The organism is Peristeroidobacter agariperforans, assembly GCF_004138335.1.
GTDB classification, from domain to species: domain Bacteria; phylum Pseudomonadota; class Gammaproteobacteria; order Steroidobacterales; family Steroidobacteraceae; genus Steroidobacter; species Steroidobacter agariperforans.
The window spans coordinates 2,244,321-2,257,285 of the sequence record NZ_RYFW01000001.1 but is presented as its reverse complement, the minus strand read 5'-3'; the positions used below and the strand labels follow the sequence as shown (position 1 = coordinate 2,257,285).

The 12,965-nt window shown below is 63.6% G+C and carries 10 protein-coding genes; 1 reads left to right on the top strand and 9 read right to left on the bottom strand.

All coding sequences use genetic code 11. The annotated features are described in order from the left end of the window. Positions 1–19: 19 nt before the first annotated feature. The 3 genes from EK373_RS09835 to EK373_RS09825 form a co-directional block, all read right to left on the bottom strand. Positions 20–682 (bottom strand): hypothetical protein, encoded by a 663-nt coding sequence (locus EK373_RS09835; RefSeq protein ID WP_129642491.1) that lies wholly within the window; start codon positions 680–682, stop codon positions 20–22. A 17-nt stretch (positions 683–699) separates the two neighbouring features. Continuing rightward, positions 700–1,638 (bottom strand): alpha/beta hydrolase family protein, encoded by a 939-nt coding sequence (locus EK373_RS09830; protein WP_157994299.1) that lies wholly within the window; start codon positions 1,636–1,638, stop codon positions 700–702. A 70-nt stretch (positions 1,639–1,708) separates the two neighbouring features. Then, complete coding sequence (locus EK373_RS09825) at positions 1,709–3,715, bottom strand: ATP-binding protein (RefSeq protein ID WP_157994298.1); 2,007 nt, start codon at positions 3,713–3,715, stop codon at positions 1,709–1,711. A gap of 234 nt (positions 3,716–3,949) precedes the next feature. Between EK373_RS09825 and EK373_RS09820 the strand changes: the two genes are divergently transcribed. Further along, positions 3,950–5,998: an alpha/beta hydrolase family protein gene (locus EK373_RS09820; RefSeq protein WP_129642488.1), complete on the top strand. Its 2,049-nt coding sequence runs from the start codon at positions 3,950–3,952 to the stop codon at positions 5,996–5,998. 192 nt (positions 5,999–6,190) lie between these two features. Here the strand turns inward: EK373_RS09820 and EK373_RS09815 are convergent, their stop codons facing one another. From EK373_RS09815 to EK373_RS09790, 6 genes are all read right to left on the bottom strand, one after another. Continuing rightward, a complete protein-coding gene (locus EK373_RS09815; RefSeq protein WP_129642487.1) occupies positions 6,191–6,457 on the bottom strand; it encodes a GlsB/YeaQ/YmgE family stress response membrane protein in 267 nt (88 codons plus the stop codon). Between the two features lie 81 nt (positions 6,458–6,538). Further along, a complete protein-coding gene (locus EK373_RS09810) occupies positions 6,539–6,904 on the bottom strand; it encodes a DUF3592 domain-containing protein (RefSeq protein ID WP_129642486.1) in 366 nt (121 codons plus the stop codon). Between the two features lie 138 nt (positions 6,905–7,042). Further along, positions 7,043–7,996: an MBL fold metallo-hydrolase gene (locus EK373_RS09805; protein ID WP_129642485.1), complete on the bottom strand. Its 954-nt coding sequence runs from the start codon at positions 7,994–7,996 to the stop codon at positions 7,043–7,045. Continuing rightward, positions 7,993–11,151: an efflux RND transporter permease subunit gene (locus EK373_RS09800; RefSeq protein WP_129642484.1), complete on the bottom strand. Its 3,159-nt coding sequence runs from the start codon at positions 11,149–11,151 to the stop codon at positions 7,993–7,995. The genes EK373_RS09805 and EK373_RS09800 overlap by 4 nt, the downstream gene beginning before the upstream one ends. Before the next feature lie 3 nt (positions 11,152–11,154). Beyond that, positions 11,155–12,249 carry an efflux RND transporter periplasmic adaptor subunit gene (locus EK373_RS09795; RefSeq protein ID WP_129642483.1) on the bottom strand — a complete coding sequence of 365 codons (1,095 nt, stop codon included), beginning with the start codon at positions 12,247–12,249 and terminating at the stop codon, positions 11,155–11,157. A gap of 127 nt (positions 12,250–12,376) precedes the next feature. Continuing rightward, on the bottom strand, positions 12,377–12,958 hold the full coding sequence (locus tag EK373_RS09790; protein WP_129642482.1) for an NADPH-dependent FMN reductase: 582 nt from the start codon (positions 12,956–12,958) through the stop codon (positions 12,377–12,379). Positions 12,959–12,965: the final 7 nt, after the last annotated feature.

Below are 12,965 nucleotides of genomic sequence, written 5' to 3'. Positions count from 1 at the left end.
GCGTTTGCCGCGTGGCTTGCTACTGCGTCGACTGCTGATCAGCAGACTCCTTGCTCTCCGGCTTGTCCTTGCCCTTCTTCTCGTCGTCCTCCTTGCCAGTCGGACCGCCCACGGCCGCCGCGTAGTTCGCCTTGAGGTAGTCGCTGATGAGATCGGTGGTTCGTACCAGCATCGCCTTGTCGGTGGCGCCGTACGAGAAGGCCGCACCCATCGCGTTGGCGTGCTGGTAGAACTCCGGCTCGGCGATCACTTCGCCGGTGGCGGCATCGCTCAGCTTGACCGTCATCAGCACGGCCGTGCCGCCTGAGAACGCGCCGGTCCAGAAACGCTTCTTGCCGCTGACGAATTTCACATGACGAACCGCCGGCTCGATCCTGAGCGTCTTCGGCGGCGAGTTCTTCGCTTCCTTCGCGTTCCATTCGGTCAGCACTGGCGGCACGCGCTCGTCGAGGTTGACCTGCAGGCGCTCCTTGGCTTCCTCGTTCACCTCTTCGCCGGCGTACGGCGCACCCATCGCGATCGGCGCAATCTCGAAGCGATCGAAACTATTCAGCGCCGCCTTCGGCGGCGGATTGGTCACTTCCCGGGCCTCGACGTACTCGCCCGCTTCGCCTTCGGCCCACGACTGCACCGGCTGCAGCGCCAGCGCCATCATCAACACTGCAATTCGACTGACTCGCATGAGAACTCCACAAGAGCTCAGCGGGTCGAGCCCGCCGGCCACAGATAGTTATGGAACCACGCAGCGATTGAGCTGCGCAATGCTTCCTGGCTTCCTGAACTGGTCCAACCGTGCGCCAGTCCGGGCACAAGGAGCAGTTGCAGCTGTTCCGTGGCAAGTGCCTCGCGATAAGCAGGCAGCAATGCGCTATGCAACGTGCTGGCAACCTCGGGCGTCAGCATTGCGTCGTCGTTACCATGGATGATGAGCAATGCCGGTGGCGGGTGACCTGTGGCGATATCCTTCGCGCGACCCGCAGCATCTGAACGCTGCGCGAGTCTACGCGCCGCACCCGTCCAGTTATATGACCCTTTAGTGGCACGCTCATAAGCATTGACGGACGCGCTCAAGCCTGTTGACGCGTTCAACGTCACGGCGGCGCCGATCCGCACATCCCTCTCGGCCAGCGCGTAGAACACAGCAGCGCCGCCGGCCGAGAATCCAAACAGTCCAATGCGCTCGCCTCGCTTCAAACAATTGCGTTCCTCGAGCGCACGAACCACGGCGGGCAACTCTTTAGCGGCACCCATCACCGCCGGCTCGAACACCAACGTCGCGAGATCCTCTTGCTGTCGGCGCGCCAACTCGTTCGAGCCACCAGCCGGCGCACGCGCACCGAACAACGGCAAGCCGAGATACACCTTTACCGCCGGCACATCATCCAGCGGCAATGCTTCCATCAACGCCTGTTCGCTCGCAGGCGGGCCGAAGCCGTGCCACAGCACGATGGGTGATCGACCGATCTTCGATGGAATGCGGACCAGCGCCGGCGTTTCACCCAGCGTGGTCTTGATGACAACCGATCCGGCCTCTCCGACACGCGTCGACGTGCAGTCGAAGTCCCTGTTACTGAGCGCACTCGCCGGACTTGCAATCGCGAAGCTAAAGCTTGCGAGCGCGGCATAACCTATACGCATCATCTTCTCCGCATCGGCTGATGCGAATCAGTATAGCGGCGCTGGCTCGCGGCCTGTGGAGGCGGGATAGCTAATCCGTAGCTTCGGCCGGTTTGCGCGCCGGCGCGTCGGCGAAGACCAGCCTGAACACCACGCCGCCGCCCGGACGCGGATCGTTGTTGGCGCCGGAGCGAACGCCGGGCGAAAGCTCGCGCGACACGAACATCGAAATGCCCGTGCCTGCTTTGCCCGCCGACAGGAACGGCTCGAACACGCGTTTGGAATCGGCGGGACCGATCGCGGAGCCGCGATCGATCACGTCGAGATAACGACGCTGCGTAGTGGCGCTGCGGCCGACCCGAATCTCGATGGGATCGTTGGCATTGGTGGCGCGCCCGTATTTCAGGAGATCGTTGCACAGGGTCCACAGCAGCTTTTGCAGATGAGCGGGATCGGCACGCACCGGCACGCTTTCGCGCGGCGCGCTCAATCGCAAGGTATCGGCGTCGATGTCTTCGGTCTGCCAGAACTCGGTGAGAAACTCTTTGGACCACGACGCCAGATCGACGCGCTCCAGCCGCACCGACTCGCGCTTACCGTACTGGAGCGCGTTGCCAATGATGATGCGCAGGCGCGGGTCGTTGTTTGAAAGCATGCTTCCCGGCGGTCGGGTCGGCTGCTGTTGTCGCCGGGGTTGAGCTGCGGTCGTAGCGGGAGCGGCAGCGGCCGGTGACGGCGCCGCCGGTTTGGGCGGGTTCTCCCAGGGAGAAACTTCTTGAAGCGCGGCACGGAAGGTGTTTTGTCGCGCGATGTTTTCTCTCAGTGTATTTGCTCGATACGCCTCCTCCTTGTTGGTGCCCGTTCGCTGTGGACGGGCTGGCTCGACGCGCGGTGCGCCCTGACGACGCGCACCTTCCCGATATGATGAATCTTCAAAGGGGTTGCCGCGGGCGCCGCTGGTGCGTAACGCACTAACCGGCGACAAGGCGCCTGCATACTGCCCGTTCTCATAGGAGGGCTCACGCAACGCACCGGCCGCATAGGGACTTTCGAACGCCCGCTCTCTGGTCACATCGCCACGAGCGCTCTGAGTGCGCACCGGAGCCGGCGGAGCAGCCGCACGCGGCACCGCTTCACGCGGCGCCGGCACCTGATTGACTTCCACCGTCGCAGGCACCATCGAGGCGGGCAGCCACGACGCCATGCGCGACTTGTCCTCGACGAAGATCAGTGCCGGGCCTTGCGTGCTGTTATCGAGCGATACGAACTTCAGTTGCAGCCGGCGCTCGCCGTCGAAGCCCATCATGGTCGGCGTACTGCGGCTCTCATCGCAAAAATAACGTCGCCAGGTGTCCAGCAAGTTGGCGAGCCGGGAGGACACGTCGCTCAGCAACGAGCCTTCGGCGACACTGCCGCCCTGGAGCAGCGTCGAGGCGGTGTCGCTGATCATCGAAACCTTGTTCTCGCCATCGACGATGAGCACGCCCTCGCGCAAGTGCTCCGAAAGCGTTCGCTGCAGCTCGGTGAGCTCGATGTTGGCGGCTTCGCGTTGGCGGTTGATCTCCTCGTTCTGCCGCATGATGCGTGCGAGCTGCGAAATGCCGAGCGCGATGATGATGGTCAAGGCGCCGGAGATCGCCGCGGTCGTGACGTCGCTCATCGCGTCGACATTGGCGAGCATCGAGATGACTGGCTGAACGAGCATGGCAAGCGAGGCCGCCACCGCGATCGCCATGGCCAGCCGCCGGCGCAGGATGAAACTGGCCGCACCGATGGACAGCACCACCAGCGCCGAAATGCCGCCGTTCACGCCGCCGCTGGCGTAGGTGAGCAGCGACAGCACCAGCACATCGGCGAACACGCCGGTCCAGGTCTGCAGCACGATATCCGGCGAGCGCCGCCGGATGCTGCTGATCGAGATCACGGCATACAGGAAATAGGCCGTGGCCGCGCCAGCGAATAGCGCAGGGTCGAGCTGCCCGAAGGCCTCGGGCATGATCGAGACGAACAAAACCGCGAGCGATGACGAGGCGAGCAGCCGCAGCCCATTGACGAAGCCGAGCACGCGCCACGACAGCTCGGCCGTCGATACAGGCACAAAAGTCTCCGGGCTCGATGCCACCGCGCCCTTTCCTCCCATTGGCAAGGCGGGGATTCGCGGCCCGCCGAGGTCTGGTTTCACCGTGTGAAAGCCAGGCTCGATAATTAAAGCGCGGGATCGAGTTGCTCGCCACAGTCGCAATAACTGCCGGGATCTCTCATTTGCACTGGACGCTCACCGCGGGGAACGCTAGCGTACCGGCCCGTTTTTCCTGCACCAGCAGAGGGATGTATGCAATTGAGGCTCCTCGTTGCGCTATTGGCGACCGCCACACCGCTGACCGCCGCGCTCGCCGATCCACCGGATGCGCCCAACAAGATCTTCCAGGGCCGCGACCTGTTCGGCCTGCAATACGCCACCGATCCGCAAATCCGTCCGGACGGTCGGGCCGTCGCCTATGCGCGTCACTCGTTCGACATCATGACCGACCGCGGCCGTACGTCGATCTGGCTGGTCGATACCGAGACGGGGGCACAAGCACCGGTGGTCGCCGGCGCCGGCTCGCACAGCTCCCCGCGCTGGTCACCCAAGGGCGATCGGCTCGCCTATGTCTCCAGCGCCGAGGACGGCCGCCCTCAGCTGTTCGTGCGTTGGATGCAAACCGGCCAGACGGCGAAGCTCGCCGAGCTGCTCGACGCGCCGGACTCGCTGACCTGGTCGCCCGACGGCAAGTGGATCGCGTTCACCATGTTCGCGAAGGACGAGAAGAAGCCGCTGGGCGAGGCGCCGCCGAAGCCGGAGAACGCGCAGTGGGCGCCGCCACTGGAAGTGATCACCGATATCACCTATCGCGCCGACGGCGCCGGCTATCTCGAGCCCGGCTACACGCATGTTTATGTGATCGCCGCCGACGGCGGCACGCCGCGTCAGCTGACCTTCGGCGCCTTCAACGAGGGCGGTCCGCTCACCTGGGCGCCGGACGGCAGCTACATCGTCGCGACCGGCAATCGCAACGAGAACTGGCGTCGCGAGCCGGTGAACACCGAGCTGTATCGCATCGCCGTGGCCGATGGCCAGATCACGCCGCTGACCCAGCGCGCCGGCCCGGATGGCTCCGCCCGGGTTTCTCCGGACGGCAAGACCATCGCGTATCTCGGCTTCGAAGATAAGTTCATGGGCTACCAGAACGTCGAGCTGCACGTGATGAATGCCGACGGCAGCAATCAGCGCTCGCTGACTGCGTCGCTCGATCGCTCGATCGACGACGTGCAGTGGGCGCCCAATGGCCGCGACCTCTATGTTCGATATGACGATCACGCCGTGACCAAGGTGGCCCGCGTGGCGCTCAATGGCAAAGTCACGCCGGTCGCGCAGGGATTGAGCGGCGCGTCGCTCGACCGCCCCTATACTGGCGGTGAATTCAGCATCGCGAACGACGGCACGATCGCGTTCACCAGCGGCAGTGGTGCCCGCCCCTCGGATGTTTCTATTTCACGCGGCGGCCGCAGCAAACAACTGACCGATCTGAACGCAGGCTCGCTCGGCGGCAAGACGCTGGGCCAGGTGCAGCCCCTGGAGGTGAAGTCCTCGTTCGATCAGCGCCCGATCGACGCCTGGCTGGTGCTGCCGCCGAACTTCGATCGCAACAAGAAATATCCGCTGATCCTGGAAATCCATGGCGGTCCGTTCGCCGCCTACGCCCCGGTGTTCTCCACCGACTACCAGCTGTATGCCGCGGCCGGCTATGTCGTGCTGTACACCAATCCGCGCGGCTCAACGTCGTATGGCGATGAGTTCGCGAATCTGATTCATCACAAATATCCAGGCAACGATTACGACGACCTGATCAGCAGCGTCGACGCGGCGATCGCGCAGGGCTTCGTCGATCCCGACAATCTGTTCGTCACGGGCGGCTCGGGCGGCGGCGTGCTGACAGCCTGGATCGTCGGCAAAACCCCGCGTTTCAAAGCGGCCGCCTCGCAGAAGCCGGTGATCAACTGGACCAGCCTGGTGCTGACGACCGACGGCACGGCGTTCATGACCAAGTACTGGTTCGGCAAGACGCCTTGGGAGGATCCGCAAACCTACTGGGCGCGTTCGCCGTTATCGCTGGTGGGCTCGGTGAAGACACCGACGCTGGTGGTCGTCGGCGATCAGGATTTCCGTACGCCGCTCAGCGACTCGGAGCAGTACTACCAGGCGCTGCAACTCGCCGGCGTGCCGACGGGTCTGGTAAAAGTGCCCGGTGCCTCCCACGGCGGTTTCACGGCCCGGCCATCGCAATCGGCCGCCAAGGCCAGCGCCATCCTGGCCTGGTTCGAGCGCTATCGCGGCAAGTAAGCCGACCTCCAGTAGTATTTCGGGCACATGGATGTGCCCCGCCGCCCTGGCGGCGACTCACGAGGAAAAACCACGCTTTTTTCTCGTGAGCGCGACCGTCGCGACAGGAGGTCCGATCGGTCGCCCGAAAAGGTAGATAAAAAAAGGGCCGGACATTGTCCGGCCCTTTTCATTTCCAACTTCAGCTGCGTTCTAGCGAACGCTGCCGCGGCGGAACAGATTGACGATAGCGAGCAGAATCACAGCGCCCAGTAGCGAGACCAGGAAGGTCGCAACCGAGATGCCCTCGTTGATCGTTCCGACTCCGACCATCGGCGAAATGATGAAACCCGCCAGCAAGGCGCCGACGATGCCGACGATCACGTTCAACAGAATGCCTTGCTGCGCATCGGTACGCATGATGATGCTGGCCAACCAGCCACACACGCCGCCGACGATCAACCAAACGAGAATACCCATAATCCCTCCTCCGGGGCGTCGTAACCACTATCGACGACGAAATGAGGGGGCACGACGGTTGGTTCCGTCGAGCACAGCGTTTTAGTCGGTAAAACGGGACACGAGCCGGGCAATTACCGCTTGATTGGGTTGATCCGGTAAATAGCGCACGGCAACCGTGGTGCCGACCGCGGGCAACGATGCTCGCAGTTCTTCGGCCGGCCGCCGGTCGATATGACAACCGCGCACCGTATCCATCCCAGGCGGCTCGAACTCGAAATAGATGCGGGCGAAGGCGCCACGCAGCTTGGGCCGCCAGATGTGCAGGATGCGGCCGTGCGCGACCTGGCCTCGCTTCAAGATTTCCTGCTGTTCTTTGACGGCGCGCGATACCGACAACGACGACAAAATCGCTGTGACCATGGCGCCCGAGATAAAGGCGATAATGGGTATCAATTCTGCGGACATGTTCGATCCAAGGAGGAAGGTGGCGTGCGCAGGATGCGGGAGCCGCATTGCGACGTTCAGCGCAATACATCACGAATTGGCGCCGATTACCTTTAGGCGGATCCTGAATTGCTGGCGACGCCAGAGGTTTCCTACAAATTAATGTTTGTTGAGCCAGGCGCCCAGGCCCTGGGCATTCAACTCGATGTCCGTCGCCAGGACCTCGCGTAGGAAAGATTCCGGCTGCCTCGAGCCGGACCGCCGCAGCTCGGCGATATAGATGTCGGCAAACGCCCGCTTCAGCTGCTCGTGGCGATCGGACACCAGCGCCAGCGACCGGGCCGCCTCGACCATGGCATCGACCTGCGAAAGAAATTGCACGGACAGCTGTTCTGGGTTGGCGACCGCGCCAAAGTGCGTCAGATACATCTGCAGCGGCCGCTGCGCCAGCAGCCGCTCGATGGACTCGTGCAACGCTTCCTGATCGAACTGCACCGGCGCGGTGGCCGGCACCACATACGGTCCGTTCGACGTGTGCAGCTCCGGATAGGCGATGCCGAAGGTGTCGCCGGTAAACCAGCCGCGACTGGCTTCATCCCAGATGCAGTGGTGATGTTTGGCATGGCCCGGCGTGTCCATGAAGCGCAACGGCCGCCCGCCCAACATCACGACCAGGCCATCGCTCGTGGTTGTGACCCTTTGTTCCGGCACCGGCACCAGCTCGCCGTAATCGCGATTGGCCACTTCGACGCCATACACGGCCCGCACACCTTCCATCAGCGCCGTTGGATCGATCATGTGACGTGCGCCGCGCGGATGAATCAGCATCCGGGCGTTTGGCAATTCGCTCATCAGGAGCCCTGCCCCGCCGGCGTGATCCAGGTGCACATGAGTTGGAATCACATAGTCGACGGCGCTGCGTTCGATGCCGGCAACGTTCAGCGCGGCCAACAATCTCGGCACAGCATTGTTCGGTCCGGTGTCGATATAAGCAGCTCGACCGTTTTCGACGACCAGATAAGCGGCATCGAACTGCGGCCGGACAAAGCCGGTGTCGATGACGAAGATGCCGTGATCCAGAGCTTGGCAGAACTCGGCGGTCGGCGTGCTCATGATAGCTTGGCTGAGCTGCCCCCGTGCTGCTCGCTCGGCGGCGTGTGCTCGCCGAGCATCTTGTCCAGAAGACGGCTGACATGCTCGGGCGACTTGGTACGGCGAGCAAAGATCGAATACACCGCCGGCACAGCAAACAACGTCAGGACCACAGAAACGATCGTGCCGTAGAACACCACGATGCCGATGGGAATGCGCTGCTCCGAGCCCGCGCCGGTCGCGAACAGCAACGGCAACGCGCCGAACGCCGTACACAGGCTGGTCATCAACACCGGGCGCAGGCGCGTCTCGGCGGCTTTCACCACGGCCTCGGTGAACTCCAGGCCCTGATCGCGCAGCTGATTGGCGAACTCGACGATCAGCACGCCGTTCTTCGCGGCGATGCCGATGAGCATGATCACAGCGATCTGGCTGAAGATGTTGATGGACGCGCCATACAGCTTCAGACCGAATACCGCACCCAGCAGCGCCAGCGGCACCGTCACCATGATGATGGCCGGGTGCACGAAGCTTTCGAACTGCGCCGCCAGCACCAGGAACACGATCGCCAGCGCGAAGAAGAACGTGAGATACATCTGCTGGCCGGCGCGCATGTACTCGCCGGACTCGCCGTCCCACATCACCGTCGCTTCCGGCAGCTCGCGAGCCGCTGTCTGCTGGAACCATTCGATCGCTTCGCCCAGGGTGTAGCCCGGCGTGAGATCGGCCCGAATCTCCACCGAGCGCAGCCGATTGAACCGCGGCAGCTGCACGGCGCCCGCCGTCTCCTCGATGTGCACGACGTTGGACAGCGGAATCAGCGTATCGCCGCGAGCCGAGCGCACCCGAATGTTCGTGAGATCGGTGATGGTCTCGCGCGCTTCGTCGGCGGCTTGCAGGATGACGTTGTATTCGCGCCCCCGATCGACGTACGTCGTGACGATGCGCGAGCCGAGCACAGTTTCCAGCGTGCGGCCGACCGTCTCCAACGACACGCCCAGCTCGGCCGCACGGCTGCGATCCACCGACACGCGCAATTGCGGCTTGCGTTCTTTGTAGCTGTTATCGACGTTGCGCAACCCAGGATTCTGGCGCGCCAGGTCCATCATCTGGTTCGACCACTTCGCCAGCGTTTCGTAGTCAGGACCGCCGAGCACGGCTTCGAACGGACGCCCTGAGCCCCGCCGGCCCAAGCTGCCCTGCTGGTTTGCCATGGCGCGCACGCCGGGCATGGTCTTCTGCGCTTCCGCGACGATCGCGTCCGCGATGTTCTGTGCCGAACGCTCTCGATCGTGCCAGTCGGTCAACATCATGAACACACGCGCGGAATTCACGTCGCCGGTGCGCACGTCGCCGCCACCGTTACCTGGCACGCGCAGCAGGATGTGCGCGATGTCGCCATGCGTCTGCTTCTCTTTCATGGCGATGGCTTCGAGCTTCAACGCGTATTGATACATGTGATCGAAGCTGGTGCCTTCCGGCGCCTCGATGGACACGCTGACACGGCCCGCATCGGCGAGCGGCGTGAACTCCGACGGCACCGAGCGGAACGTGAGTGCGCCGAGCACGACCAGGGCACCCACCGCACCGACGATCAGCCACGGCCGGCGAATCAGCGAGCGCAGGCGTGCGTCATAGACTTCGGCGAGCTTGCGGAAGAAACGATCGACCATTCGAGCGAAACGATTCCGATGCGCGTCGGACTCGGGCAGTTTCGACGCGAGCATCGGCGTCAGTGTCAATGCCACCAGCGCCGAGAACAACACCGAGGCCGCGAGCGTGAAGCCGAACTCGCTGAACAGACGCCCGATGTCGCCAGGCAGGAATGAAATCGGAATGAACACGGCCGCGAGCGTCAGCGTCGTGGCAATGACCGCGAAGCCGATTTCGCGACTACCGGTCACTGCGGCCACCAACGGCGGCTCGCCGAGCTCGGCGCGACGATGCACGTTCTCGAGCACGACGATGGCGTCGTCGACCACCAGACCGATCGCCAGCACCAGGCCGAGCAGCGTGAGCACGTTGGCCGAGTAGCCCATTGCATACATCACTGTGAACGACGCGATGATGGACACCGGAATCGTCACAGCCGGAATCAGCGTTGCTCGCAAGCTGCCGAGGAACGCGTAGATCACGGCGAGCACGGAGATCAGTGCGAACACGACGGCAATGATCACCTCACGCAGCGCCGCTTCGATCGCGAGGCCGTTGTCGACGCCGACCTCCAGCGTCGTGCCGCGCGGCATGGTGTCCTGCAAGTTCTCGATCTCGGCTCGTACGCCGCGCACGATGTCCAGCGTGTTCGCCTTCGACTGCGCTTCCACTGCCATCGATACGCCGGATTGACCGTCGAAGCGAGCCGTGGCGCGATCGTTTTCCGCAGCCAGCTGCACCTTGGCCACTTCACCCAACCGGATCAGGTGACCGTCGGAGCCACGCGTGATGACCAGATCGCGAAAGTCCTGTTCGTCATCCAGGCCGACCAGCGTACGCAACGTGAACTCGCGGGTCTTCGATTCGATGCGGCCGGCCGGCAACTCGACGTTCTCTCGCCGTAGCGCGTCTTCGACATCGGTGACAGTCAACTGACGCGCAGCGAGCGCCTGCCGATCCAGCCAGATGCGCATGGAGTAGCGTCGTGCGCCGTTGATGGAAACTCGCGCCACGCCGGGCACGGTCGACAGGCGGTCGATGAGATTGCGCTCGGCATAGTCGGTGACTTCCAGCGTCGACATGGTGTCGGAGCTGAACAGGATGTACATGATCGGATCGGCGCTGGCATCGGCCTTCAACACTTCCGGCGGATCGGCCTCTTCCGGCAGATTGCCCAGCACGCGCGCCACGCGATCGCGCACGTCGTTTGCCGCGCCGTCGATCTCGCGATTCACATCGAACTCGATGCGCACCGAGGAGCGCTCGTCTTCGCTGTCGGATTCGATTTTGAGAATGCCCTCGATGCCGGCGATCGAGTCCTCGATCACCTGCGTGATCTTGGTCTCGATGACCGCGGCCGAGGCGCCCGTATAGGTGGTGGTGATCGACACGACCGGCCGATCGATATCCGGATATTCGCGCACCGCCAGGCGCTGCAGCGACACCAGACCGAAGATGATCAGCAACAGGCTGATGACAGTCGCGAAGACCGGGCGGCGAACCGACAGCTCGGACAGCTTCATGGCTTAGGAACTCGTCTTCTGTTCGGCCTGCGCCTGCGACTGTTGCCCCTGTTCGCGCACTGGCCCGCCATCACGCAGATTCTGCGTGCCTTCGATCACCACGCGCTCATGTTCCTTCAACCCTTCGACGATCTCGACCAAGCCCGGACGACGCTTGCCGAGCTTCACTTCGCGACGTGTCGCCTCGCCGTTCTCGACCACGAACACGAACACGCGGCCCTGCTCCGGCACGATCGCGCTTTCCGGCACCACCAATGCCGGCGACACCTCGCCCTGCAGCTTCACCGTCATGAACATGCCGGGACGCAGCTCGCCCTTGGGATTGGGCAACTCGGCGCGCACGGCGATAGAGCGGCTCACCGGATCGACTCGCGAATCGATCTGACTGACCTTGCCGTTGAACTCGCGTCCGGGCAGACCGGCCGTGCTCGCGGTCACCGGCAGATTCTTATCCAATGCATACAAATAGGTTTCGGCGACGGTGAAGTCGAGCTTGATGAGCGACGTGTCGTCGAGCGTCGTGATCACCGTGCCCGGGCTCACCAGACTGCCGACGCTGACGCGCCGAAAGCCGGTCTTGCCATCGAAGCTGGCGCGAATGATGGTGTCTGCGAGGCGCGCCTTTGCCACATCGACGCGCGCCTGATTGCCCTTCAAGGTCGCTTCGATCAGATCGAGCTGCGACACCGACAGCGCCTGCTGCGTGTACAGGTCACGGCTGCGTTTGAAGTTGTTCTGACTTTCCGCCAGCGCAGCTTCCGCCTCCGCCAGCGAGGCGCGGGCTTCGGCGCCGTCGAGCTCGACGAGCACAGCGCCCTTGCGGACCCGATCGCCCTCTTCGAAACGAATCGCGGTGACGGTGTTGGAAGCTTTTGAGGTGACCTCGACCGACTCGTTGGCGCGCGCGGTGCCTACCGCCTCGATCTCCACGCCCAACTGCTGAATCTTCGCTTCGGCGGTGATGACGCCGATGGTCTCCGGCCCGACCGCCTTGCCCGGCCCGGCCTGTTGACGCGAGCAGCCCGCGGCCGCGATCAGGAGCATCGCGCACAGGGCCCACTGCGTGGGGGCGGGATGGCGGGGGCGTCGATCTGGCATGAAAGCTCTATCCGTTCGTCGTATAGCTAAATGACACCGCGCGCGGCGACATGCAAACGCGCCATGGTAACCCGCTGCCCCGATGACCCGGGGCTAACTGATAAACCTTTAATGGTCGTCAGTAATTTTATGCGGCGAATCGTGACGCGAAGCTGACGACTTGCTGAGCGAGCAGCTCGAACTGCGTCTGGATCCGCTCATCCATACATGAGCCGGACGCATCGAATAACGGGATCGCGGTATTCAGGGTTACCCCGAGCGGCGTTGGCCAGCCTCGCAAGGCGTGCACGATGGTGCGCACCGAAGTCAGTGTCGTCCCGGCACCTTGCCAGCCATATGCCGTCACGATACAGCCCACCGCGCGGCCATCGAGATAGGGCCGCGGCTCATCTCGCAGGTCCTCGAGCAGATCGATGGCGTTCTTCAGCAGCCCGGACATGCCGGCGTGATAGGCGGGCGTGGCGATAATCAGGCCGTCGGCGTCGCGGACCGTGGCCACGAAGCGCTGCTGCTCCGGGGTTCGGGCGGTTTCTTCGGGGGAGTACAGCGGCAGGCAGGCCAGCGCCGTGCCGGGAATGAGCTGCACTTCCGCGCCCAAGCGCTCGGCCGCCGCGAGGCACGCTGCCAGGGCCTTCTCGGTCGATGAGCCAGCCTTGGTGGTGCCGCCGATACCGACGATACGCAAACGCGGAGCGGAAGGATTCGGCATCGAAGCT

Coding starts and splice junctions, on each gene's coding strand:
- EK373_RS09835 (WP_129642491.1), bottom strand. CDS start 682: ATGCGAGTCAGTCGAATTGCAGTGTTGATGATGGCGCTGGCGCTGCAG.
- EK373_RS09830 (WP_157994299.1), bottom strand. CDS start 1,638: ATGCGTATAGGTTATGCCGCGCTCGCAAGCTTTAGCTTCGCGATTGCA.
- EK373_RS09820 (WP_129642488.1), top strand. CDS start 3,950: ATGCAATTGAGGCTCCTCGTTGCGCTATTGGCGACCGCCACACCGCTG.
- EK373_RS09815 (WP_129642487.1), bottom strand. CDS start 6,457: ATGGGTATTCTCGTTTGGTTGATCGTCGGCGGCGTGTGTGGCTGGTTG.
- EK373_RS09810 (WP_129642486.1), bottom strand. CDS start 6,904: ATGTCCGCAGAATTGATACCCATTATCGCCTTTATCTCGGGCGCCATG.
- EK373_RS09805 (WP_129642485.1), bottom strand. CDS start 7,996: ATGAGCACGCCGACCGCCGAGTTCTGCCAAGCTCTGGATCACGGCATC.
- EK373_RS09800 (WP_129642484.1), bottom strand. CDS start 11,151: ATGAAGCTGTCCGAGCTGTCGGTTCGCCGCCCGGTCTTCGCGACTGTC.
- EK373_RS09795 (WP_129642483.1), bottom strand. CDS start 12,249: ATGCCAGATCGACGCCCCCGCCATCCCGCCCCCACGCAGTGGGCCCTG.
- EK373_RS09790 (WP_129642482.1), bottom strand. CDS start 12,958: ATGCCGAATCCTTCCGCTCCGCGTTTGCGTATCGTCGGTATCGGCGGC.